The organism is Pseudomonas sp. P135, assembly GCF_020312125.1.
GTDB lineage: Bacteria > Pseudomonadota > Gammaproteobacteria > Pseudomonadales > Pseudomonadaceae > Aquipseudomonas > Aquipseudomonas fragariae.
In genome coordinates, this window is sequence record NZ_JAGPYR010000009.1 from 151,046 (window position 1) to 172,579 (window position 21,534).

At 56.2% G+C, this 21,534-nt stretch carries 22 protein-coding genes and 1 pseudogene; 12 read left to right on the forward strand and 11 right to left on the reverse strand.

Annotated features, from left to right (window positions below; genetic code table 11):
* Nucleotides 1-6: 6 nt before the first annotated feature.
* From KBY08_RS16175 to KBY08_RS16200, 6 genes are all read left to right on the forward strand, one after another.
* Nucleotides 7-852 carry a phage tail protein gene (locus KBY08_RS16175; protein ID WP_225651202.1) on the forward strand — a complete coding sequence of 282 codons (846 nt, stop codon included), beginning with the start codon at nt 7-9 and terminating at the stop codon, nt 850-852.
* Nucleotides 827-1,033 (forward strand): tail protein X, encoded by a 207-nt coding sequence (locus KBY08_RS16180; protein ID WP_003342371.1) that lies wholly within the window; start codon nt 827-829, stop codon nt 1,031-1,033. The genes KBY08_RS16175 and KBY08_RS16180 overlap by 26 nt, the downstream gene beginning before the upstream one ends.
* 76 nt (nt 1,034-1,109) lie before the next feature.
* Nucleotides 1,110-2,150 carry a phage late control D family protein gene (locus KBY08_RS16185; protein WP_225651203.1) on the forward strand — a complete coding sequence of 347 codons (1,041 nt, stop codon included), beginning with the start codon at nt 1,110-1,112 and terminating at the stop codon, nt 2,148-2,150.
* Between the two features lie 44 nt (nt 2,151-2,194).
* Nucleotides 2,195-2,740 carry a glycoside hydrolase family 19 protein gene (locus KBY08_RS16190; RefSeq protein WP_225651204.1) on the forward strand — a complete coding sequence of 182 codons (546 nt, stop codon included), beginning with the start codon at nt 2,195-2,197 and terminating at the stop codon, nt 2,738-2,740.
* A 180-nt stretch (nt 2,741-2,920) separates the two neighbouring features.
* Nucleotides 2,921-3,715: a DNA adenine methylase gene (locus KBY08_RS16195; protein WP_225651205.1), complete on the forward strand. Its 795-nt coding sequence runs from the start codon at nt 2,921-2,923 to the stop codon at nt 3,713-3,715.
* Nucleotides 3,716-3,808: 93 nt separating this feature from the next.
* Complete coding sequence (locus tag KBY08_RS16200; protein WP_004662994.1) at nt 3,809-4,453, forward strand: hypothetical protein; 645 nt, start codon at nt 3,809-3,811, stop codon at nt 4,451-4,453.
* A gap of 346 nt (nt 4,454-4,799) precedes the next feature.
* On the opposite strand, the gene KBY08_RS16205 is transcribed toward KBY08_RS16200, so the two are convergent.
* Nucleotides 4,800-5,294 (reverse strand): Hcp family type VI secretion system effector, encoded by a 495-nt coding sequence (locus KBY08_RS16205; RefSeq protein ID WP_005747165.1) that lies wholly within the window; start codon nt 5,292-5,294, stop codon nt 4,800-4,802.
* A 329-nt stretch (nt 5,295-5,623) separates the two neighbouring features.
* Here KBY08_RS16205 and KBY08_RS16210 point away from each other — a divergent pair.
* Nucleotides 5,624-6,424, forward strand: a pseudogene (locus KBY08_RS16210) (DNA adenine methylase).
* Between the two features lie 117 nt (nt 6,425-6,541).
* Here KBY08_RS16210 and KBY08_RS16215 read toward each other — a convergent pair.
* The 3 genes from KBY08_RS16215 to KBY08_RS16225 form a co-directional block, all read right to left on the reverse strand.
* Nucleotides 6,542-7,405, reverse strand: a complete 864-nt coding sequence (locus tag KBY08_RS16215; protein ID WP_225651206.1) for an NgoMIV family type II restriction endonuclease — start codon at nt 7,403-7,405, stop codon at nt 6,542-6,544.
* Nucleotides 7,405-8,361 (reverse strand): DNA cytosine methyltransferase, encoded by a 957-nt coding sequence (locus KBY08_RS16220; protein WP_225651207.1) that lies wholly within the window; start codon nt 8,359-8,361, stop codon nt 7,405-7,407. The genes KBY08_RS16215 and KBY08_RS16220 overlap by 1 nt, the downstream gene beginning before the upstream one ends.
* 219 nt (nt 8,362-8,580) lie before the next feature.
* Nucleotides 8,581-9,711, reverse strand: coding sequence for a tyrosine-type recombinase/integrase (locus tag KBY08_RS16225; RefSeq protein ID WP_225651212.1), 1,131 nt, complete (start codon nt 9,709-9,711; stop codon nt 8,581-8,583).
* Between the two features lie 101 nt (nt 9,712-9,812).
* Here KBY08_RS16225 and dusA point away from each other — a divergent pair, with 101 nt between their 5' ends.
* Nucleotides 9,813-10,832, forward strand: coding sequence for a tRNA dihydrouridine(20/20a) synthase DusA (gene dusA / locus KBY08_RS16230; RefSeq protein WP_225651208.1), 1,020 nt, complete (start codon nt 9,813-9,815; stop codon nt 10,830-10,832).
* Nucleotides 10,833-11,011: 179 nt separating this feature from the next.
* Nucleotides 11,012-12,499: a glucan biosynthesis protein gene (locus KBY08_RS16235; protein ID WP_024660679.1), complete on the forward strand. Its 1,488-nt coding sequence runs from the start codon at nt 11,012-11,014 to the stop codon at nt 12,497-12,499.
* 19 nt (nt 12,500-12,518) lie between these two features.
* Here the strand turns inward: KBY08_RS16235 and KBY08_RS16240 are convergent, their stop codons facing one another.
* Together KBY08_RS16240 and KBY08_RS16245 are read right to left on the reverse strand one after the other, a co-directional pair.
* Nucleotides 12,519-13,187, reverse strand: a complete 669-nt coding sequence (locus KBY08_RS16240; protein ID WP_225651209.1) for a hypothetical protein — start codon at nt 13,185-13,187, stop codon at nt 12,519-12,521.
* Nucleotides 13,127-13,729, reverse strand: a complete 603-nt coding sequence (locus tag KBY08_RS16245) for a glucosyltransferase domain-containing protein (protein WP_225651210.1) — start codon at nt 13,727-13,729, stop codon at nt 13,127-13,129. Before KBY08_RS16245 ends, KBY08_RS16240 begins: the two co-directional genes overlap by 61 nt.
* Nucleotides 13,730-13,965: 236 nt before the next feature.
* Here KBY08_RS16245 and KBY08_RS16250 point away from each other — a divergent pair, with 236 nt between their 5' ends.
* Nucleotides 13,966-14,397 carry a universal stress protein gene (locus tag KBY08_RS16250; RefSeq protein ID WP_024660680.1) on the forward strand — a complete coding sequence of 144 codons (432 nt, stop codon included), beginning with the start codon at nt 13,966-13,968 and terminating at the stop codon, nt 14,395-14,397.
* Here KBY08_RS16250 and KBY08_RS16255 read toward each other — a convergent pair whose 3' ends face one another.
* From KBY08_RS16255 to KBY08_RS16270, 4 genes are read right to left on the reverse strand one after another with little or no spacing between them, the layout of a single operon-like run.
* The gene (locus tag KBY08_RS16255; RefSeq protein WP_003346434.1) at nt 14,398-14,862 is read right to left on the reverse strand and encodes a response regulator; all 465 of its coding nucleotides are present in this window, start codon (nt 14,860-14,862) and stop codon (nt 14,398-14,400) included.
* Nucleotides 14,859-17,198: an ATP-binding protein gene (locus KBY08_RS16260; RefSeq protein WP_024660681.1), complete on the reverse strand. Its 2,340-nt coding sequence runs from the start codon at nt 17,196-17,198 to the stop codon at nt 14,859-14,861. Before KBY08_RS16260 ends, KBY08_RS16255 begins: the two co-directional genes overlap by 4 nt.
* Entirely contained in the window at nt 17,195-17,863 is a 669-nt protein-coding gene (locus tag KBY08_RS16265; protein ID WP_011267334.1) for a response regulator, read from the reverse strand. The genes KBY08_RS16260 and KBY08_RS16265 overlap by 4 nt, the downstream gene beginning before the upstream one ends.
* Nucleotides 17,860-19,044 carry a sensor histidine kinase gene (locus KBY08_RS16270; RefSeq protein ID WP_024660682.1) on the reverse strand — a complete coding sequence of 395 codons (1,185 nt, stop codon included), beginning with the start codon at nt 19,042-19,044 and terminating at the stop codon, nt 17,860-17,862. The genes KBY08_RS16265 and KBY08_RS16270 overlap by 4 nt, the downstream gene beginning before the upstream one ends.
* A gap of 192 nt (nt 19,045-19,236) precedes the next feature.
* Here KBY08_RS16270 and KBY08_RS16275 point away from each other — a divergent pair, with 192 nt between their 5' ends.
* Complete coding sequence (locus KBY08_RS16275) at nt 19,237-19,761, forward strand: SgcJ/EcaC family oxidoreductase (RefSeq protein ID WP_003406965.1); 525 nt, start codon at nt 19,237-19,239, stop codon at nt 19,759-19,761.
* 78 nt (nt 19,762-19,839) lie between these two features.
* Here the strand turns inward: KBY08_RS16275 and KBY08_RS16280 are convergent, their stop codons facing one another.
* The gene (locus KBY08_RS16280) at nt 19,840-20,376 is read right to left on the reverse strand and encodes an RNA polymerase factor sigma-70 (protein WP_003319375.1); all 537 of its coding nucleotides are present in this window, start codon (nt 20,374-20,376) and stop codon (nt 19,840-19,842) included.
* 316 nt (nt 20,377-20,692) lie between these two features.
* Between KBY08_RS16280 and KBY08_RS16285 the strand changes: the two genes are divergently transcribed.
* Nucleotides 20,693-21,451, forward strand: a complete 759-nt coding sequence (locus KBY08_RS16285; RefSeq protein WP_011267336.1) for a thioesterase II family protein — start codon at nt 20,693-20,695, stop codon at nt 21,449-21,451.
* Nucleotides 21,452-21,534 lie beyond the last annotated feature (83 nt).

Sequence of the window (21,534 nt, forward strand, 5' to 3'; positions counted from 1 at the left end):
GGATATATGGCTTATATGGAACAACTGCAGTCGGGTATGAAGTATCTGGTGGCGGCGGGCGAGTCAGGTCGGCGCGATCTGGACGGCATGCTATCGCCGGTCAATGGCGCGATCAGCGAAATCAGCGGTGCGACTGCCGAGCTTGAGGGCCTGCCCATCGTGGGGCCCGCCATCGGAGCCAAGCTTCAGCGCGTGATGCGGGGTGTCAACGCGGCCCAGGCGAAGGTCGGGGCTGTCGTATCGACGTACAGTCGTGCATCAAGGGCGGTAACGCAGATTGACGAGCGCTTGGGAGTGCTGAAAGAGCAGGCAGCAAAAGCCGGGACTGCCATCAACAAGGTGGCGGGCAGTATCAGTCCTGCGCTGGCCAACGTGGTGCCCAGTTCGTCATTTGCCGCGCAGAAAACCCCGGCTGTCGAAGCGGTCAAACCGTTTGAACATCTGCTGATCTTGCAGCCGCTGAGCGCGAAAGCCGAGCCGTACTACTTCAATTTGGACACCGCTGCGTTCGACGAGCTGAGCCGTTCCAGTGAGTTCCGCTGGGCGTCGCAAGAGCGTCTCACGCGTCGACCGGCACAGCAGAACATAGGTATGGGTGACGAGTCACTGACGCTCAAGGGGGCGGTATTCCCCAACGTCAAAGGCGGGATTAAACAGCTCGATACTTTGCGTGGCATTGCGGGCCTGGGCGTGCCTCTGGCCCTGACCACAGGGTATGGGGCAGTGCTGGGTAACTGGTGCTTGAAGAAAATTCAGGAAGATCAGAGCGCTCTGATGCAAGGGGGTATCCCTCGCAAGCAGGCGTTCACGCTGGAGTTCACACGCTATGGCGACGATATGCAGAACGTCTGACGGGGATATCCTCGATACCCTTTGTTTCAATCATTACGGCCATTTGAACGGCTCTGTGGAGGCCGTGCTTGATGCCAATCAGGGCCTGGCCGATGAGGCTCAACCCTTTCGGGTGGGGCTGATTATCACTCTGCCGGACCTTCCCGCATCCTCCGATGAAACCGTGATGCTCTGGGGTTGACCTCAGCGTTACGCGTAACGAACTTTTCCTTTTGCCCAGCCCCGTCTATTGCGGGGCTTTCTTTTGGTGTCTTCGCATGAAACCCACTTTCCGGATCGTTGCCGACGGCACCGACATTACGGCGCTCATCAACGACCGATTGATCCAGCTGCGTACCACTGACAAGCCCGATATGGACTCGGATGAATTCGAACTGCGCATTGATGATCGTGACGGTGCAGTGGCGTTGCCATCGAGAGGGGCCGATGTTGAGGTTTATCTGGGCTATGACGGTCAGAAGCTGACCAAGATCGGTCTGTACACCATTGACGAGATCGAGGTGTCTGGTCCTCCCGACACGATGGTCATCAAAGGCAAGGCCAGCAGCATGCGTGGAAGTGGTAAGACCACGCGCAGCGGTAGCTGGGAGGATGTGCCGTTATCCAAGATTGTCAGTGACATTGCCGCACGCAATGGCTGGGCTTCAGCCTGCAACGTAGCGACAAAGGTCCCACGGGCTGACCAGCTCAACGAGTCGGATTACCACTTCATCACACGGCTGGCAAAAAAGTACGACTGCACGGCCAAGGTCGCCGACGGCAAGTTGCTCGTCATGCCCAGGCAAGAGGGAGTCAGCGCATCCGGGAAAGCGTTTGGCGTTCTTGCCATCACGCGCCAAGACGTCAGCCGATGGCAGTTCAGACTGGGTGATCGTTCGACACATAAAGCCGTGTCGACGAAGCATCAGGACAAGAAGACCGGGAAGCTCCAGATCGTGACCCTCAATAACGACACTGCCCCGGATGGTCTCCCTCCCGTTCATACCGACCGGCATATCTACCCCAACAAATCTGCAGCTGAGCAGGCCGCGAAAGCGCGTCTTACTGCTTTCAATCGCAGCACTGCAGGCATCCGTCTTGAAATGGTCGGGCGTACTGACCTTTTCGCGGAGCGCATGATCAGCGTGCAGGGGTTCAAGGAGGGGCTTGATGGCGAGTACCTGACCGATTCAGTCGAACAGGTATTTACCCAAGCTGGCTGGTCCACCACGGCCGAGTGCAATGGTGGCAACAAGGGCAAGGCAAAAGCCAAAGGAAAAAAGAAAGAGAAAAAACCAGTCAAGGTCGTGCAGCTCTGACCATCACCTCCATCACAAATCACCTCTATTCAGGAGATGTCTGAATGTCGATTACTGCGCAGCAGTTGCTGCAGATCCTCCCCGACGCCAGCTCCCGAGCTGGCGTTTTTGTTCCTGTCTTAAACGTTGCGATGAGCAAATACGCTATCGTTACGAAGCTGCGTATCGCGGCCTTCCTGGCGCAGGTGGGCCATGAGTCTGGCCAACTTCGCTACGTGCGGGAATTAGGCAGTGATGCCTACCTCGAAAAATACGACACCGGAAGGCTCGCTGAACGCCTGGGCAACACGCCTGAGGACGACGGCGACGGTCAGTTATATAGGGGCAGGGGGCTTATTCAAATTACCGGGCGGGCGAACTACGCGGCCTGCGGCGAGGCATTAGGCCTGGATCTGCTAGAGCATCCAGAACTCCTCGAGCGCCCCGAGCATGCTGCCATGTCAGCTGCTTGGTTCTGGCACCGTGCTGGGCTCAATACCTTTGCAGATAAAAGCGACTTCCTGACAATTACCAAACGGATCAATGGTGGCACAAATGGCCTTGCCGATCGTCAGGCGCTTTACGCGCGTGCCCTGAAGGTACTGGTCTGATTGAGCTGAAGAGATAACGCAGCAGATTGAAAAAGAGCGACCAGTTGAGATGCGCCAACATCGCGACTGGTCACTGTTCCCGCAGATTACCCCTGCAAGTCCAGCCAAGGCTCCCGCTTCGTGCACAAAGCGGAGCGAGCCTAGCACCTGTTTATATATACAGTAAAAGTCTTGCTATTTATGTCCACACCCATCGTCCCTTGGATGGGCGGCAAACGCCGCCTGGCCGACCGCCTTATCCCTCTTTTCCCACCCCACGAATGCTACGTCGAAGTGTTCGCAGGAGGTGCGGCCCTCTACTTCATGCGCCCCCAGGCCGCCCCCGTTGAAGTCTTGAACGACATCAATGGAGACCTGGTGACGCTGTATCGCGTCGTCCAAAACCACCTTGAAGAATTCGTCCGCCAATTCAAATGGGCACTCAGCTCGCGCCAGGTGTTTGAGTGGCAGAAGATGACCCGTCCCGAAACCCTCACCGACATCCAGCGCGCTGCCCGGTTCTTCTATCTGCAGCACCACGCCTTCGCAGGGAAGGTCAGCGGGCAGACGTTTGGCACAGCCACGACGGGCCCGGCCATCAACCTACTGCGGATCGAGGAGAACCTTTCTGCGGCCTGGCAGCGTTTGTCAGGGACGTATGTGGAGAACCTGCCGTGGCTTGAGTGCGCTGAGCGTTATGACCGGGCGCACACCTTCCATTACATGGATCCGCCGTATTGGCAGACGGCTGGGTACGGTGTGGATTTTCCATTTGAAAACTACGAGCGGATGGCTGAGTTCATGCGGCGGTGTGAGGGGAAGGTGATGGTCAGCATCAATGACCACCCTGACATACGGCGCGTTTTTGAAGGCTTCCATTTTGAAACGGTCGACATTCGCTACAGCACGGTAAACCAGAAAAAGGGAAAGGCTGATGTCAGCGGTGAGCTGGTTATCATGAATTGGGAGCCTATCGCGCTCGGTGGGCTGTTCTGATGTTTTGCTTCAAGTCGGCCAACGACCGGTACGCTGAACGAGAATTTTGATGATACAGTACGCTAACGAAGTCTAAGTCATGGATGAGTTGGTATGAATGATTTTTGTACGCCGGAATCCAACGGCAGCCCTACTTGGGGGTTCTTCGATGTTTTTGTCTGGAAGTTGGTGCCCGCACGGTTTGGTGGGGGGCGAGGTCATATCCAGCGTTTCAAAGATACTTGGTTGATTCATAATAAACAGTTTATCAAGGCTTCGGCCGCAAAATATTCACTTCCTATAGAGCTGCTGGCCGGTGTGTGTTGGATTGAGGCTGGAGGAGATCCAAATTCTGCCGATAGGGCCGCTTTCGAATTAAGGGTCTTCGATCATTTGGGGAATTTACCGACCGTAATGACGCCGCCACCTTCCAAAACTAGTTTTGGTTGGGTAAGTGTTCAGCTTAGGACCGCAGCAGTTACATTAGGTCTAAACCCAGATGACATGTCTATCAGCGATTTGAGAAGCTTGGCCAAATGTCTGGAACAGGATATCTATAATATTGATTTGGCTGCAAAGCACTTGCGGCTGCTTGCTGATCACGACAATTTTACCTCCATCGGTATGGACGAGGTACGTATCATTGGTGCTCGTTACAATCGAGGGACAAACCCATCTATTGAAAAAATAAAAGAAGACACCAGTTACGGGGATTTTATTGTAAAAAGGTGGAGTTTTTTTGGTCAGCTTGTAAGGTAATGTATATGACAGCTAAAGGCGTTTCGATAAGGGTTTTTCTGTATACGGTGTACATCTGCTGCCTGCTGACGTACATGATGTTTCATGGGTCCCAATACGATTGGATGGAGCCTAGTTCCATCGTGCCGCATATTGAAGATAGATCCAATACCCGCGGTGATATAAGAACCCTGACTGTGCTGATTGCTCTTTTTGTACAGTTCTTAATTTTTATAAGCTGTACTAGAAAGGAATCAGTAGGTACTGCTGTCTTTCTTGCTTTAATATTTGCCGTTTACTGGTGATCCGGTATGCCCGCCTAGTTGGAAGGCGGGCTCTTGCTGTGGCAGGGGGGCAAGCCAATATTTTATGCAAATGGCTTATTCGCAGTCCTGTCCCATCCGCCGGATACGATCCCAGCACTACCACCGTCAGCTCGGCGCTGCTGTGAGTACTCGAATTTTATTCGTCCATAGTTAAGTGTGATTAACTCTACAGGTAGGCCCGCATTCTCTGCTCCATTGCCACTAACGGTAGATATCAATACTTCTTCTAAAACGATATCCAAATACTTGAATTTCTCTGTGCCTGCTCGGTGAACACGAATAGTAACTTTTTTGATGTGTGACCCACGGCAACATAGCTCAAACAGTTTTGGCGTAGCTCTGTCTATGTACTTACTTACTTTAAAGTCGCCTAAAGTAACACCGCCTGCGCTCGCGCCGCCGTTAGAGCTGGCGGATGTACTAATCGACTGAACCGCGTCGTAATGGTAGGACAGCAGTTCTACCCAGCCTTTATGGGCGTCGTCCAGAGATTCGCCTTCAACACCGTCGACCTGCATAAATGCGTCAAAAGACATATCAGCTTCCTGCTTTAAAAATTGAAGGCTTAGCCTAACTTACTGAGCCCATGAATTGCCAGCATTCTCTATATTCGCGTCAAAGGGTTAACTGCAAGTATTCCGTGTTATCTAGGCCACGTCGCTTTCAGGACGAATGAGCTCCGACCCTTGGTTCCGCACGTTGCCCACAGCCTTGCCAACCTTGTACCACTCGTGATGCGCCAACACCACGCCCGGTCGCTGTTCCCGCAGATTACCCCTGCAAGTCCAGCCAAGGCTCTCGCTTCGTGCACAAAGCGGAGCGAGCCTAGCACTTGTCTATATATACAGCAAAGGTCTTGCTTTCTATGTCCACACCTATCGTCCCTAGGATGGGCGGCAAACGCCGCCTTGCCGACCGTCTCATCTCGCTTTTCCCACCCCGCGAATCCTATGTTGAAGTATTCGCAGGCGGTGCGGCCCTCTACTTCATGCGCCCCCAGGCAGCTCCCGTTGAGGTCTTGAACGGCGTCAACGGCGATTTGGTGACTCTTTATCGAGTCGTCCAAAACCACCTTGAAGAATTCGTCCGCCAGTTCAAATGGGCGCTCAGCTCGCGCAGGGTAATTGAGCTGCAGAAGATGACACGATCGAGACCCTCGCCGACATCCAGCGCGCTGCCCGGTTCTTCTACCTGCAGCACCACGCCTTCGCAGGCAAGTTCAGCGGGCAGACATTTGGGAACGAACGACGGGACCGGCCATCAACCTGCTGCGGATCGAGGAGAAACTTTCTGCGGCCTGGCAGCGTTTGTCCGGTACGTATGTTGAGAATCTGCCGTGGCTTGAGTGCGCTGAGCGTTACGACCGGCCTCATACATTCCATTACATGGACCCACCGTACTGGCAGACGGCTGGCTACGGGGTCGATTTTCCTTTCGAGAATTACGAGCGGATGGCTGACTTCATGCGAAGGTTTAAGGGAAAAGTGATGGTAAGCATCAACGATCACTCTGATATCCGACGGGTTGACGGGTTTTTGAAGGTTTTCACTTTGAGACGCTGGATATTCGATATGCCACAGCGAATCAGCGGTATGGCCAAGCGGGTGTTGCTGGGGAGTTGGTGATAATGAATTGGGAGTTGGACGCTTTAGGTAGCTTGTTCTGATTTCGGCATAGGTATCTTTTCAGTAGTGCTTTATCGCAGTGACTCCAATACTTATACCAGCCTGTCCTAGACAAAGAAGACCTTAGAAACTAAGGTCTCTCCTGAGGTGATTTCATTTCAAGTCGCTAGGTCTAACGGTAAATCACTAATGTCTTTTAATCGTCTGCCATCAACCATGATCGCCAACATCTCCGCCGAATCGTCCATTCCTAGCTCTTTCAGAGTTGCTTGAAGTTCATAGAGGGCAAAGTGATAAACGCAGTCGATGTCACCCGTGCCGAGAGCGATTGATGCTAGTCTACTAGGTGTTGGCTCAGCAGTTACTACCATAATATTTGGTAGGTGGCCTTTTCTGTTACGCATCAGGTTTAAGGCTTCGGAGCGTGCGTTCTGTGCTCTATCACTTCGGATAGTCCACTTGCATGAGACGCTTGCGTGTAGAAGTGGCTTGCCCCCAGCAGCGGCACGTAAGCTGGCTCTGGTACTTACAGAGTCATCAACCAAAAATTCATTAAGGTTGATGCTTTCGTCACTTTCTAAGCCTCTAACTACGACGATATCTGGAGTTATTGTGTAGTCGCTTCCTAATGCCGCAGCCAGCTCTGCATCAGCCTTCGCAGCTCGATCCAATGCTATCAAATGTGCATATTGCTCATATTTTGCAATTTCTAATCGATTACGTCCAGACACTTGATGCACATCCCAGTCGCCGGGGCGGAGATGTCCCAATTTTAGAAAGGTGTTTCTTATATATCGTGCACAAATCCCTTCAAACTCGTTCCCGGAAGTTTGGCCTGCTTGACGCTCTGCAATCGTTTCAGCTTTTAATAGCTCTGCGATTCCTTTCGCAATCGCGATACTGCTTCTGTTGCTACTGTCTGCATTGCTTGGTACGCCCTTATCATTAATCGTTAGTGTTGTTTTGAGAAGCGATGCGTGGAATTCTTTCCGTGCTTGTAGAAACTCAGGAGGAATACTCATCAGGCAACCCGCACCAAACGTTTTGCTGAAAGCGCCTTGAAAATCTGCTTTGCTACTGCACATGCAACCGGAGGCGGAAAAGCATTGCCTATTTGTCGATATGCAGCAGTTTTTTTACCATGAAATTGCCAGTCATCGGGGAAGCCCTGTATGCGTGCAGCCATACGAGTAGTAAGCCTAGGCATGCCCTCGAAGAACTCAGTAGGGGGCTCGTTCGCAATGCCCATTCCACAGACACCAATGGACGCCCATGCTTTCTTCGCTCTTGTCGGACCAAGATCAGGACCGCCGTGTTTTTTCGAACCACCGACGAGCGTAGGTGCGATTGTGTTGGCTTGCTCTCTCCATGCGTCAGCGCCACGCCAGCCATCTTTCTTCATTAGGTCGTGTAGAAGCTCGCCAACAGTAGGCGGAATGATTAATTTTGGCTCAGGCCACGAAAAACCTTCAGCAAGGTCTTTTCTGATACCTACAAAAACAACGCGAGGACGAAGCTGGGTAACGCCAAAATCTGAAGCATTGAGGAGACGCCAGCCTGGAACATAGCCAAGCTTTTTGAGTTGCTGTTCAACCTTATTGCGATAGTCCTCGAAAACAGCGTCAAGCAAACCGCGCACGTTTTCAAGCATCACAGCCTTGGGACGGCACTCATCAACAAGACGTAAAGCTTCTGGGAAAAGGTCACGCTCATCATCAGCTCCAAGCTGTTTACCGGCTTTAGAGAATGGGGGGCAAGGAACTCCGCCCGCCACCAGATCAACCCCAAAGTAAGGGAGGCCATTAAACTGACGAAGATCTTGCTCTTGCACGTTCCAGTCAGGACGGTTCAAGCGGAGGGTTGCACAGGCAGGAGGCTCTATTTCCACCAACACTTCATGCCCAAATCCCGCCATTTCCAGTCCGAGGGCCTGCCCACCAGCTCCGGCACACATTTCCAATGACGTGAATAGGCTCATTTTGTCTCCTCGCAGGCCTATGCTTAGGACTGCTTCTTAAAAACCGTTGATACTAACACGGTGTATGGATAAACAGGGATCCCCGCCAGCGGCATCTTGGCCAATCTTTGTATGCTACAAGCCACAAAACTTTAGAGCGTCTGGATGGATGAGTGGAGATCGTTAGGTCAACTCGCTCGTGCCAGGGGGCCACCAGAAGAGCGCCGCCGAAGGTATTCTCTATAGTGCTAGCACTGAGCGTGCGCCAAGATCGGCTTTTGCATCCACAATCTGCTGTAGCCACTCCCAGTCTTGATAGGGGTCGCCACGTCCTCGCAGGTGCGTGTACCGTCGCAAGGAGTTCCAGTCACGATGGCCTGATACGTTCGATACCCTTGGTATGTCCCAGTCCATCTCAAAAAGTCTGCTTATGCCGTCATGTCGCATGTCATGGAAGCGCAGATCTTTCAGCTCCAGATACTTACAGGCTCGTGTGAATGCGGCAGAGATCGAATCTGAGTTGTAGGGGAAAATCTCTGCGCATCCTTTAGGCATGCTCTGCAGGATCGCCCAGGCCTCGTCAGGAAGGTGGCACCAAACGTCGTTGCCGATTTTCTGTCCGGGGTTTTTCATGTCTCTGACCAGCACAGCCTGGCGTTTTTCATCCAGATCGTCCCATCTAATGCGGGTGATTTCTTCCTGCCTCCTCGTGGAAAATATCGCGAATCCCAGTACTTTGGGCATATTGATCGAAGACGGCTTACGTATCTGCATCTCAAAAAAATGGGTAAACAGAGCGTCGAGCTCGTCCTTCGTAGGTCTTCGAGTACGCTCTTTGCTCTTGCTGACCATTCCCAGTTTACGCAGGACAATCCGCGCATCCGACATTGCGTGAGGGGCGACGTCGTATCCCCATGCTGGCTTTGCTACGGACAGCACCGCTCCGAGATGCGACAGATCATTGCCTACGGTTTGCGCCTGGACTCCGCCGCCTTCCTTGCTCATTCTCCACTGCGCATACTCAACCAGCTTCTGACTGGTTAAATCTGAATCTGCTAACTCTCCCAGCCAGCTCTCGCTGATGGCGGTAAGAGTTGCCCGCTTGGTCTTGCCCAGAAGGCGAACCTTCTCGTACTCGTCAAGGTATCGATCAATCATCTGTTTGACGCTGACGGTCTTGCGGTTAATGCGCTCAATCGCACCTGGTACGGCCAGCTCCGCCTCACGTCGTTTCATCCACGCTTGAGCTACCTGCTTGCGGTCGAAGGTTTGGGTTTCCTGATAAACTGGCTGACCGTCTCGACTGATCCGTATCTGCGCGCAGTAGGCTGTAGTGTTGTCCTTGCGCTTACGTGGTCTGATCGTGCCCATTTGAATTGGTACATTGCTGATTAGGGTTGGTACATTGTACCAATTGCTCTTGAAAAACAAGCAAAAATAGCCATAAACCGCTGTATAAAAGATCAGTATCGATGAATGCCGAGAAAATAGAAAGCCCAGCAATTGCTGGGGATGCAGGTCCTAAGCTGTTCCGGCGCTTTTCAGTTGCGCCGATGATGGACTGGACCGACCACCACTGCCGCTACTTCATGCGCAAGCTCTCAAAGCATGCCTTGCTCTACACCGAGATGGTCACCACCGGTGCCTTGCTGCATGGCGACCGCGAGCGGTTCCTGCGCCATGATGAAACAGAGCATCCGCTGGCATTGCAGTTGGGTGGCAGTACGGCGGCGGATCTGGCTGCGTGTTCGCGTCTGGCGCAAGAGGCGGGGTATGACGAGGTCAATCTGAACGTCGGTTGCCCGAGTGACCGGGTGCAGAACAACATGATCGGCGCGTGCCTGATGGCGCATCCTGAGCTGGTGGCGGATTGCGTGAAGGCGATGCGCGATGCGGTCGGTATTCCGGTCACGGTCAAGCACCGGATCGGTATCAACGGCCGTGACAGCTACGCCGAGTTGTGTGATTTCGTCGGCAAGGTTCAGGAGGCGGGTTGCCAGAGTTTCACGGTTCACGCGCGTATCGCGATTCTCGAAGGGCTGTCTCCCAAGGAAAACCGCGATATTCCGCCACTGCGTTATGACGTGGTCGCGCAGTTGAAGTCTGACTTTCCCGGCCTGGAGATTGTGCTCAATGGCGGCATCAAGACGCTGGAGCAGTGCAGTGAGCATTTGCAGACGTTCGATGGCGTGATGTTGGGGCGTGAGGCTTATCACAACCCGTATCTGTTAGCGCATGTCGATCAGCAGTTGTTCGGCAGCACTGCGCCGGTCATCAGTCGTTACGATGCGTTGGAGTCGATGCGGCCGTACATTGCGGAGCACATTGCCAGCGGCGGCAACATGCACCACGTCACCCGGCATATGCTCGGTCTTGGTCTGGGTTTCCCTGGCGCGCGACGCTTCCGTCAGTTGCTGTCGGTTGACATACACAAGGCCGAAAATCCCATGCTGTTGCTGGATCAGGCCGCGGCGTTTCTGCAAGGCCATTGAGTTAATCTGACGAACTGACCGGGTGGCTTTGGCGGGCTGAACTATGCTCACATCTACTGCCCACCAGGTCACTTCCCATCATGTTGAATCGACGAAACTTTCTCGAGTTTTCTTCGATATCTGCTTTGTTGTTCGTATCAGGTATCCCTTCCTCCTCGCAGGCTGATGAGCGGCTAAAAATGGGGCATGGCGAGCCCTTTTCCTTTGATTCTCTGGTGCAGCGCGCACAAGAGGCGGCTTCGCAACCTTACATTGTGCCGTCTGTTATTCCGGCAGATTTGTTGGCGAAACTGGACTATGACGCTCTCGGCAAGATTCGCTTCAAGCCGGATTACGCCTTGTTCGCTAAAGGCCCTGGGCAGTTTCCGGTCACTTTTTTTCATCCAGGCAAGTTCTTCCCCAAGCCGGTACGGCTCTATGTCATCGATAAGGGGGCTGCGAGGGAAATTCTCTACGATCCGGCGTATTTCGATATGCCGGAAGACAGCCCCGCGCATCAGTTGACGCAGGGGACCGGTTTCGCCGGATTTCGTTTTCAGGAAAGTCGAACCGGTGATCAGCAAAAACTGGATTGGCGTAATAACGATTGGACAGCGTTTCTCGGGGCTGCGTACTTTCGTGCCATCGGTGAGCTTTATCAATATGGGCTGTCTGCGCGAGGTATTGCGCTGAATGTCGCCCAGGCCGAACGCGCTGAAGAGTTTCCCGACTTCACTCACTTCTGGTTTGAATCACCGGATAACGACACCGCCGATTCAGTCGTCATTTATGCGCTGCTTTACGGACCGAGTATCTGTGGGGCCTATCGCTTCGTGATGCGGCGGGGCAAAGGGGTCTTGATGGAGGTCGAGGCTGCACTTTTCATGCGCGGCGAAGTACAAAGGTTTGGCATTGCGCCAATCAGTTCGATGTACTGGTTCAGTGAACAGGTCAAGAAGACCGCTGTTGACTGGCGTCCCGAGGTTCATGACTCCGACGGACTGGCGATCTGGACCGGGGCGGGTGAGCGAATATGGAGACCGCTCAACAACCAACCGAGAACCACGGCTTCTGCGTTCAGCGACGATAACCCGCGAGGTTTTGGTCTGTTGCAGCGTGATCATGATTTCAACCATTACCTTGATGGCGTGCATTATGAACGGCGGCCGAGCCTGTGGATCGAGCCCTTGGACGATTGGGGCAAAGGTGCCGTGCAGTTGGTCGAAATTCCTACCGATGATGAGATCCACGACAATATCGTCGCGATGTGGGTGCCTGAAAAGCCCGCAGGTCCTGGTACCGACTATCGGCTGCGTTATCGTCTGCACTGGCTGGCGGACGAGCCCTACCCCGGTGAGCTGGCACGTTGCGTGGCGACGCGCCTCGGGAATGGCGGTCGGCCCGGACAGACGCGGCCACAAGGCGTGCGAAAATTTGTCGTCGAATTCCAGGGACGCTCTTTGGCCCAACTGCCGTCCGGTGTCTTTCCAGAAGCAGTGCTGTCCAGCACAAGAGGGAGTTTCTCCTACATTTTCACCGAGGCAGTATCCGACGGTTTGGCAGGACATTGGCGAGCGCAGTTCGACCTGACGGTAGAAGGTGCAGAACCGGTAGACATGCGTCTTTATCTGCGTCTGGGTGAGCAGACCTTAACCGAGACCTGGTTATACCAGTACCATCCGTCCTGATAGAAAAGGTCAGGCGGGGTTAGCGTGTTGGATAATAGTTCTGTGGCTGGCTGATTTTTTTGAGCACCAGATAACCCACGTTTTCAGACAAATGAAAGCGATAAAGCTGCCTGATCAGCGCAGGGGGCGGAAGGTGTTCATCGACTGGCGGCTCGGTATATTTATGTATGCTGGTGATGCCGGTTCTCGGCAGTGCTTCCGGCAGCGTCAGGTAATGAATATTCAGTAGATAACCCAGTACCGGTAGAGCATTGGCGGTTGACTGCATTGCGGGCAGCCAGTTCTGCAAATAGAACCCTCGGAAATGGATGCGCTCCAGCGTTCTGGCGCGTGAGAGCGCGTCGATGTCGTACGCGATGCTGCGCGCAACATGCTGACCCAGCTCTTTATGAGCACTCAGGGCATTCCCGTAGACAAAAGAGAGCGACAGCATGCTTGCCAGTGGCAGGATAATAAACAGCCTGGGCAGCAGCATTTTCGGTGGGCATGAACGTTCGTAAAGATAGAACGCTGCGACAAGCAATGTCGAAAAACCGGTCAGGGTTCTGGCGTCCTGAATGAAGTCTTTGAGCATCAGAGTTGTACCGGACACGAGAAGTATCAGCAGCGGAACGGTGGCTAGAAAAATCAGAAAAATCCCCGCCCTGCGGAACAGGGACTGCGCTGCTGGATAAGTGCGCTCAGACATTCAACGCCAAGCAGACCGAGGAAGACGTTAGGACTTGTTGCAGCGAACGCCAGCGCGAAGGCGATCATCAAACCTGAAATGGCCAGTTTTCGGGGCATTCCCGGAGCGTCATAAACAATGGCGAAAACGATCAGCGCGATGCCCAGTGCAGTGGCCGGGCCCTCGTAATGGCGGGAAAGATTCTGCAGGAAAAAAGGGTTATACCAGAGCGGCAGTACCACCAGGCAGTCAATCAGTGTAGGCGTCGTAAAGCAGTAATTCACCCACTTGACCATGGCCCATGAGATCAGCGCTGTGGCGATCAATAGTGGTAGCGGGAAGATATCGGGCGCACCGGACGTGAAGGTCAGCGCGCGATAGGCAAGGGTGACAAGTGGGCGTCCTTGCTCTGCCCAAGGGCCCTGAGCATCGCTTGATATAAGGTCATCTTCAGCTGAGGGGGCGTTGGCGAGCAGTAATGGCAGCAAGTAAAGCGCGTTGGCGGTCAGGATAAACAGCAGCATGGCCGGTTTCGAGAGGGGGTTGTTCCACAGGGCAGTCATCGACCGATCGTTCCATGAGACCGATAACGCCACTGCCGGTCGTTGCTGGCACTCCTGCACTCACTCTAGAAGAATAGATGCCTTCATCAAATCATTTTCCAGGTCGTAGTGCGGTGCTGTCGCAGATGCGTTGGCCATCACACACTGTCATGAATCAACAAGCTGCCGTTCAGCAGTGGTTGCCCGTCAGCCATCGGATTATAGTGATTGAATACCCCAACAAGGAAAAAACGCCCATGCACAAAGTCCTGGTTCCTTTCGACGGCTCCAAGCACGCCATGCGTGCCCTGGGCTATGTCATCGAGCTGTCTGGCGAGCTCACCAAGTCGCTCGAGGTACATATCCTGAATGTGCAGGCCAGCCCCATCGATTACAGCGTTTATCTGGCTCCCGACATGATTGATGGCGTCAAGGCCGGCTTGACCAATGAAGGCAAGCGGGTGCTGGCTGATGCGGTTGCGTTGTTGACTGCTGCTGGTGTGCCGTTTCAGGCCCACGTCGATCTGGGCAACGTGGCCGAACAGGTCGAGGCCGCAGTTCAGCGACTCGACTGCGACGCCGTGGTCATGGGCACCCGCGGGCTTGGCAACTTTGGCGGCCTGCTGCTGGGCTCGGTGGCCACGGGGGTGATCCACGAAGCATCGGTGCCCGTGACGCTGATCAAATAATCACTGCTGCGCCAGCGTGCGCGGCTGGCGCAGCAGTTCGATATTTTCCGCAGGCACCAGCTCGCGCAGCGATTTGTACAGCGCGCGAGTCTCCAGCAGGTTCCAGATGCGCAGCATGGTTTCCAGGGCATCCAGCGGCTTGCTGATGAAATCCCGTGCGCCCAGTGCCAGCGCGCGCAGGCGGGTATCGCGCGTCGCGTCGGCGGTCAGCACCATGATCGGCAGGTAGTCATTGGTCGGGATGCGCCGGTTGAGCTGCTCCAACACCGCGAAGCCATCGAATTCGGGCATGTGCAGATCGAGCACAACAAGGTCGGGCTCGAAGCTGTTGAACAGGTCCAGCGTGCGCAACGGCTCGGTGCTGCTCAAGACATTGGTCAGCCCCTCGCGGGCAAGCAGTTGCTCCATCAGATCAAGGTTGGGCCGCTGGTCATCGATGATCAGAATGCGAAAGTCGCCGGTCATGTGGGCTCCGGTAAATACTGGTCCAGGAGGGCAAGAAACACCGGCACCTGGATGGGTTTGATCACAATGGCCGTAGCTCCGGCCTGTTTCAGTTCGCGATGGGCTTGATCACTGGTATCGGCAGTGATCATCAGCACCGGCGTCTGGGCGGTAGCCGGCAGTTGGCGCAGACGTTGCAACACTTCAAGCCCCTTGATGTCCGGCAGGCTGAGGTCGAGAAGAATCAGCTGTGGCGCATGCTGGCGTGCCAAGTCCAGCCCCAGTTGGCCCTGCATGCTCGACAGCAACTGGATACCCGGTCTGCGTTGCAGCAGCGTTTCAATCAAGGCCATGCTCGACAGGTTGTCTTCGATGCACAGCAGCTTGCCATGATAGACCGGGCGGGCAGGTGAGCGTGCATCAGGCGTTATCTCGAGGCGAGTGTCAGCTTGACGCGGCAGAGTGGCGGCAGGCGGCTGCACCCGCACAAGCGGCAGCGCCAGTATGAACCGGCAGCCTTCGTCCGGCGTGTTCTGTACGGAAAGCGTGCCGTGCATCATCTCCAGCATGCTTTTGCTCAGCGCCAGTCCCAGCCCGGTCCCTTCGACGCTCGGGTTGGCATCCAGGCGTTCGAACGGCTTGAACAGCTGTCCGATACGCTCCGGCGCAATCCCGTAACCGGTGTCCACTACGCTGACCGTCACCTGCTCGGCGGTCTGCTCGATTTCAATCCGCACCTGGCCAGCGGGCCGGTTGTATTTGATCGCGTTGGACAGCAGGTTCAGCAACACCTGAATCAAGCGCTGACGATCCGCCACTACGCCGATCTCGTCAGGCAGGTTCGGCAGGGGCTTCAACTCTATATTGGCGTCGGCAGCCATTGGCGAGACCAGCACCAGGGCTTCTTCAAGCACGTTCGACAGGGATACCGGCTCGAGGATCAGGGAAACATGCCCGGCTTCGATTCTGGCGATATCGAGCACTTCATTGATCAGCTTCAGCAGATGCTGGCCCGCCCGCAGAATATGACCGATTTGCGGGCGCTGGCTGGCGGGGGAGTCCATGTCCAGCAACTGGGCAAAGCCCAGAATCGAGTTCAGCGGCGTGCGCAGCTCATGGCTCATGCGCGACAGGAATTCACTTTTGGCCCGGCTGGCGCGTTCGGCTTCCTCGCGCGCAGTGCCCAGGGCAATTTCGGCAACGCGACGATCACTGATGTCACGGGTGATCTTGGAAAAACCGCGCAGTTCGTCATTGCTGTCGTACTGTGCGGTGATCACCACACTGGCCCAGAAACGGCTGCCATCCTTGCGTTGGCGCCAGCCTTCTTCGGTATAACGGCCGTTGACGGTGGCCTCATGCAGCGCCATGTCGGGGTGTTGCGGACACTCCTGTTGCAGATAGAACACAGAAAAGTGCTGGCCGATGATCTCCTGCTCCGTGTAGCCCTTGATACGTTCGGCCCCTGCGTTCCAGGTGGTGATGAAGCCGTTGCGGTCCAGCGCGAAGATGCCGTAGTCCTTGACGCCTTCGATGATCAGCCGCAAACGCTCTTCGTTGTCGCGCAGTGCGCGTTCGCGTTCGGCCAGCAACTGGCCGGCTTCGACCAGCCGGGTGCCGAGCTGGCCGATTTCGTCCTTTTCAGGCGGCTGGGGCAGCAGCGGATGTCCCAGCGCCAGACGCTGGGCGTTGCGTTGCACCTGATGCACCCTGGCGACGATGCCTTTGGACAGCATCAGCACGGCAAGAATGGCCCCGAAGATTCCGCAGGCCGCTGCCAGCAGGGTCGACAGCAGCAGGCGCTCGCGGGTGGCTGCGGCAGCCTCGGTGCGTTCGGCAAGCAGCGCGTCTTCACGTTCGCGCATGATGCCGATGCGTTCGCGCAACTGGTCGAGTACATACTTGTTTTCGATCAGGATACGGGCGACGGTTTCCCGGTCCTCCCGATTCATCGAGCGCAGTTTTTCCAGGCCTTCGACCTTGGTGCTGATCAGCGGCTCGATGGCTTTCAGGTGTTCGCGCATCTGCTCGTCACGCACATTGGTGTTGAGCCTGGCCAGCGCCGCCTCGATCAGCGGTTGCGCGTTGAGGTAGCCGGGCAGGAAGTCTTCCTGGTGGGTCAGCAGGTAGCCACGCACGCTGGCCGCACCTTCTGCGATCTGGGTGTGAAGGGTCTGGATATCGCCTTGCACAAGCAGCACACGCCGTACGTCTTCCTCTGCCCGAGCGGTCTGGCGCTCGGCGATATAAATCAGCACCAGCGAGAACATCAGAATCGCCAGTGGTAGCGAAATGGCCACCAGTGCCTTGCCGCGTAGCGGAAGGTCTTCCCAGCGACTGCTGGCGTGTGCGGTCATTGCCAGTCGCTCGTCGATTGGCTCACCAGCCCCAGTGCCACACCGCGTACCGCCGCCTGAGTGCGGTCCGAGGCGCCGAGCTTGCCGATGACCTTTTCCACGTGGGCCTTGGCCGTGCCGGTGGTGATGCCGAGTTTTTCGCCGATTTCCCGGTTGCTGAAGCCGCCCGCCACCAGCCCGAGTACCTGGCGTTCGCGCGGGGTGAGGGTTTCCGGCAGGGCTGCACCACTGGTGTTGCGTTCGGTCATGCGCCGCAGCAGGCGCGCGCTGACGGCGCTGTTCAGTGCTTCTTCACCACGCGCCACGCGTTGCAGGCCGTCGATCACTTCGTCGCGGCTGGCATCCTTGAGCAGGTAGCCCACCGCACCGGCGCTCATGGCGGCCTCCAGGTGATCGGTGCTGTCGTCCATGGTGAAAATCACCACTTTCAGTCCCGGCATGCGCTGCTGGAGAATTCGTGCAGCGCCCAGCCCGTTGAGCACCGGCATGCGAATGTCGAGGATAGCGATGTCCGGTTGCAGTTCCTGGCACAGATCGATGGCTTGCTGGCCGTCGGCTGCCTGACCGACCACTTCGAACTCCGGATGCCCCGCCAATAGCGAGACGAACCCGGTACGCGTCACTTCATGATCGTCCGCCAAAACCAGTCGCACAGTGTCAGTCATGTCATTGCCTTGTCTGCGGTAAAAGGAACGATGGCGCGCAGTCGGGTGCCGTGCCCGGGCCGACTGACGCAGGTCAGGCGGCCTCCGAGCAGGCTGGCGCGCTCTTGCATGGCCACCAGGCCCAGTTTCTGGACGCCTTTGCCATTGAACGGTTTCTGGGTGATGAAACCACTGCCGTTGTCTTCCAGCAGCAGTGAAATGTGCTCTTCACTCAGTTCCAGGGCCAATTCTACGCGGCCTGCACTGGCGTGTTTGAGCACATTGTTGATGCCTTCCTGGGCAATACGGAACAGGGCGATTTCCAGATGGCTGGGCAGGCGGGTCAGGGAGCGCGAGCGCCAGTGCACCGCGACTCCGGCTTCGCGCAACCGGTCGGCGTCCTTGTCGACTGCCTGCAGCAGGCCGAAATCGTCGAGCACGCTAGGACGCAGGCCACTGATCAACTGTCGACCTTCACCCACGCAGTGCTGCGCCAGCTTGAGAATGGCCTGCAGATCGGCGTCCAGCGGCTCGGGCAGGTCCGGACAGCGACCGGCAAAGCCCTGCAATCGCTGGTGCAGACCGGCCAGTGTCTGAGCCAGACCATCATGCAGGTCGTAGGCCATGCGCTTGCGTTCGTCTTCCTGAGCGGTGAACAACTGGCGGACCAGTTCGGACATGGTCTGCTCTCTGACCACCAGCGCGTCAAGCAGCCGATTGTTTTCCAGGTGTGCCGCCAGCAACGTCGCCAGCAATTGCAGCGACTCGATGTCCTCGTTGTCCGGTGCATTGATGCCCACGCTGTTGGCCAGCAGCAGGGTGCCAAAAGAGCCTTCATCGGCGCCACGCAACGGTAACAGCAGCATGCACGGCAGATCGGCAGCGGGCCTGTCCAGCCATTGCGGGCCGATAGCCAGCGGGTCGGCAGCGGTTTCAAGCGTGGCGAGGTGTTCTGCACTGCCATGGCTGGCGGTGGTCTGCACACCGTTGTCGGCGCTCCATTCCAGCAGCAGGCCATGGTCCATCGCCACGAATGCGCACGCGCGTTGCAGCACGCGCTGGCGCATGGCTTGAGGTGGCAGATGAGTCAGCTCCTGACCGGTATCGACCAGCAGACGAAGACGTGCGGCGCGGCTTTGCGACTGGCGATACTGGTTGCGAATGGCCAGTGCGCTTGCCGGGTCATGGGGAGGACTTTGCATGGGGTGCTCCAGCGAGGGTTGATGCCCGCGCGGGCATAACAGAAGTAAGGCTATTAGAACTGTATCAGGAGGTGAAGCCCATCTGCCGATCGGCATACACAGATAACCCCGGTTGGCCGATGGCGAGCCGTGGCGGGGAGGGCAAAGTGGCACTCACTGAATCCCTGAACAGATCCCCGTAGGAGAGTAGCTATGAAAACGAAATTGACCGCCCTGGCCCTGTTGCTGGCTGTAAGTGCACCGATGGTTCACGCTGCTGCCGAGCCGTCCGGCTATACCTACCGCATGGTGGCCGAGACGCCAAGCAATGTGAACGACAAGGAGATCGCCGGTCTGTTTGATCGCTGGAACAAGGCCCTGCAAACCGGAAACTCCACTACCGTCGCATCGTTGTACGCGCCGGACGCTGTCCTGCAGCCTACGGTCTCCAACAAAGTGCGTGCCACTCCGGCAGAGATCAAGGACTACTTCGACAAGTTCCTGGCACTCAAGCCGATTGGCGAGATCAACTACCGGGAGATTCGTCGCCTGGGGCCTGATGCCGCAGCGGACAACGGTGTCTACACCTTCACGTTGACGGCGCCGGACGGCAAGAAGACCAAGGTGCAGGCACGTTATTCGTTCCTCTACCACCGCGTCGGCAACGAGTGGAAGATTCTCAACCACCACTCCTCGGCGATGCCGGAAGTGCAGCCCGAGTATCAGGTCAGCCGCTGATCTGTCGCCTGCCAGGCTGAAAACAAAAATCCGGAGCCAGTGCTCCGGATTTTTTTTGCCTGTCTGAACCGCCCGCAATCAGGCTTCGGCCTGGGCGCCATTGACCTTGCGGCAATGAATCAGCGCATCGCGGATCATGAAGTTGACCAGCGTTGGCGACACACCCAGTTCCTTGGCGATGTCCTTTTGCGGCACACCGTGCAGGCGGTACATCTCGAACGCATAACGGGTGCGGGGCGGCAGCTCGGTCAGGGCGTCGGCAATTTTCTCCAGGCTGGAGAAATTGATATGCGAGATTTCCGGCGATGCACCCTGAATCACCACATTCAGACCCTCGGCCTCCGGGCCGGTGTATTTCTGTTCCAGCGCCTGTTTGCGGTAATGATCGATGGCCAGGTTGCGCACGATCTGAAACAGGTAACTGAGCTGTGCCTTGAAGGTCAACGTGGCCTGCGGTGCCGAGCGCAGTCTGAAAAAGGCATCCTGCACGACGTCTTCGGCGCGCGAGCGGCAACCCACGATGCGGGCCGCGATCTTGACCAGCAGCAAGTAGTTATCGACGAATGCCTGGAGTAAGGGTGAGTCGCACTTACTTGTGATTACGTGTTCCGTCATGGAATTCACCTTGCTGCTTTAACAATGGAGGGGAGGGCCGCATGGAAGGAGCAGCGCCATCACATGGGGCGACAAATTAGCCTTAATGATAATTATTGTCAAATGCGAAAGCCAATCAGCGCACTTTAAAAGGGCGCTTTTGTCCTGCATGTCCTCGCCGCGTGCATCCGCCTAATTATTTGCAGACGCCATCCGTTCTCATTGGTGACAGGCCCGACCACGGTTGCGGCCAGGGAATACCTCAGGAGAACCCCATGCGTTCCGATCACGCGCATCGCCGCTTTTACATCCGCGCCCACAGCCGGACGCTTTCGATATGAGCACGCCGGTGAGCCTGACGCTGTTCTGTCTGCCTTATTCCGGGGCCAGCGCGATGTTCTACAGCCCCTGGCGGCGCAAATTGCCGGAGTGGCTGAACGTGCGCCCGCTGGAGCTTCCCGGCCGTGGAATGCGCATGGACGAGCCCTTGCAGACCGACATCGTGCAGCTGGCCAGTCATCTGGCCGACGAGATCAGTGCCGAACTGGACAAGCCCTATGCGCTGTTTGGCCACAGTTTGGGCGGGCTGCTGGCCTTTGAGCTGGCGCACGTCTTGCGCGAGCGCGGTCTGCCTGCGCCGCTGGCACTGTTCGCATCGGCGACTGCCGGCCCGGTGCGTCGCGATGTCAGCGAATACGCCACTGCGAAGACTGATGCGCAACTGCTCGACCGATTGCGCACGTTAAAAGGCACCAGCGAAAACGTCATCGCCAACCAAGAGCTCATGCAGTTGATGCTACCGATCCTGCGCGCCGATTTCCTGCTCTGCGGCAGCTTTGTGTATGGCAAGCGCGAGCCGCTCAGCGTGCCGATCCATGTATTTGGCGGCAAGCAGGACAGCATCAGCGTCGAGCAGCTGCTCGACTGGCAGGAAGAGACCTGCACCGGTTTCTCCCTGGACATGTTCGAGGGCCATCACTTTTATCTGGTCGACGAGCAAACGCAGCTGCTCCGTCTGCTGCGACGCTATTGCGAACAGCACCTGACCCGCTGGCGCAACAGCGCATCACGGCAAATGAACCGGGCCGCCGGTTGACCCTGTTTGCCCCACGCGCGGCCTCCTTGCAGGGCGCGCGTCTTTTTTGAAATTCAGATTTTATCTGGCACGCCGAATCTAGC

Coding starts and splice junctions, on each gene's coding strand:
- KBY08_RS16175 (WP_225651202.1), top strand. CDS start 7: ATGGCTTATATGGAACAACTGCAGTCGGGTATGAAGTATCTGGTGGCG.
- KBY08_RS16180 (WP_003342371.1), top strand. CDS start 827: ATGGCGACGATATGCAGAACGTCTGACGGGGATATCCTCGATACCCTT.
- KBY08_RS16185 (WP_225651203.1), top strand. CDS start 1,110: ATGAAACCCACTTTCCGGATCGTTGCCGACGGCACCGACATTACGGCG.
- KBY08_RS16190 (WP_225651204.1), top strand. CDS start 2,195: ATGTCGATTACTGCGCAGCAGTTGCTGCAGATCCTCCCCGACGCCAGC.
- KBY08_RS16195 (WP_225651205.1), top strand. CDS start 2,921: ATGTCCACACCCATCGTCCCTTGGATGGGCGGCAAACGCCGCCTGGCC.
- KBY08_RS16200 (WP_004662994.1), top strand. CDS start 3,809: ATGAATGATTTTTGTACGCCGGAATCCAACGGCAGCCCTACTTGGGGG.
- KBY08_RS16205 (WP_005747165.1), bottom strand. CDS start 5,294: ATGTCTTTTGACGCATTTATGCAGGTCGACGGTGTTGAAGGCGAATCT.
- KBY08_RS16215 (WP_225651206.1), bottom strand. CDS start 7,405: ATGAGTATTCCTCCTGAGTTTCTACAAGCACGGAAAGAATTCCACGCA.
- KBY08_RS16220 (WP_225651207.1), bottom strand. CDS start 8,361: ATGAGCCTATTCACGTCATTGGAAATGTGTGCCGGAGCTGGTGGGCAG.
- KBY08_RS16225 (WP_225651212.1), bottom strand. CDS start 9,711: ATGGGCACGATCAGACCACGTAAGCGCAAGGACAACACTACAGCCTAC.
- dusA (WP_225651208.1), top strand. CDS start 9,813: ATGAATGCCGAGAAAATAGAAAGCCCAGCAATTGCTGGGGATGCAGGT.
- KBY08_RS16235 (WP_024660679.1), top strand. CDS start 11,012: ATGGGGCATGGCGAGCCCTTTTCCTTTGATTCTCTGGTGCAGCGCGCA.
- KBY08_RS16240 (WP_225651209.1), bottom strand. CDS start 13,187: ATGTCTGAGCGCACTTATCCAGCAGCGCAGTCCCTGTTCCGCAGGGCG.
- KBY08_RS16245 (WP_225651210.1), bottom strand. CDS start 13,729: ATGACTGCCCTGTGGAACAACCCCCTCTCGAAACCGGCCATGCTGCTG.
- KBY08_RS16250 (WP_024660680.1), top strand. CDS start 13,966: ATGCACAAAGTCCTGGTTCCTTTCGACGGCTCCAAGCACGCCATGCGT.
- KBY08_RS16255 (WP_003346434.1), bottom strand. CDS start 14,862: ATGACCGGCGACTTTCGCATTCTGATCATCGATGACCAGCGGCCCAAC.
- KBY08_RS16260 (WP_024660681.1), bottom strand. CDS start 17,198: ATGACCGCACACGCCAGCAGTCGCTGGGAAGACCTTCCGCTACGCGGC.
- KBY08_RS16265 (WP_011267334.1), bottom strand. CDS start 17,863: ATGACTGACACTGTGCGACTGGTTTTGGCGGACGATCATGAAGTGACG.
- KBY08_RS16270 (WP_024660682.1), bottom strand. CDS start 19,044: ATGCAAAGTCCTCCCCATGACCCGGCAAGCGCACTGGCCATTCGCAAC.
- KBY08_RS16275 (WP_003406965.1), top strand. CDS start 19,237: ATGAAAACGAAATTGACCGCCCTGGCCCTGTTGCTGGCTGTAAGTGCA.
- KBY08_RS16280 (WP_003319375.1), bottom strand. CDS start 20,376: ATGACGGAACACGTAATCACAAGTAAGTGCGACTCACCCTTACTCCAG.
- KBY08_RS16285 (WP_011267336.1), top strand. CDS start 20,693: ATGAGCACGCCGGTGAGCCTGACGCTGTTCTGTCTGCCTTATTCCGGG.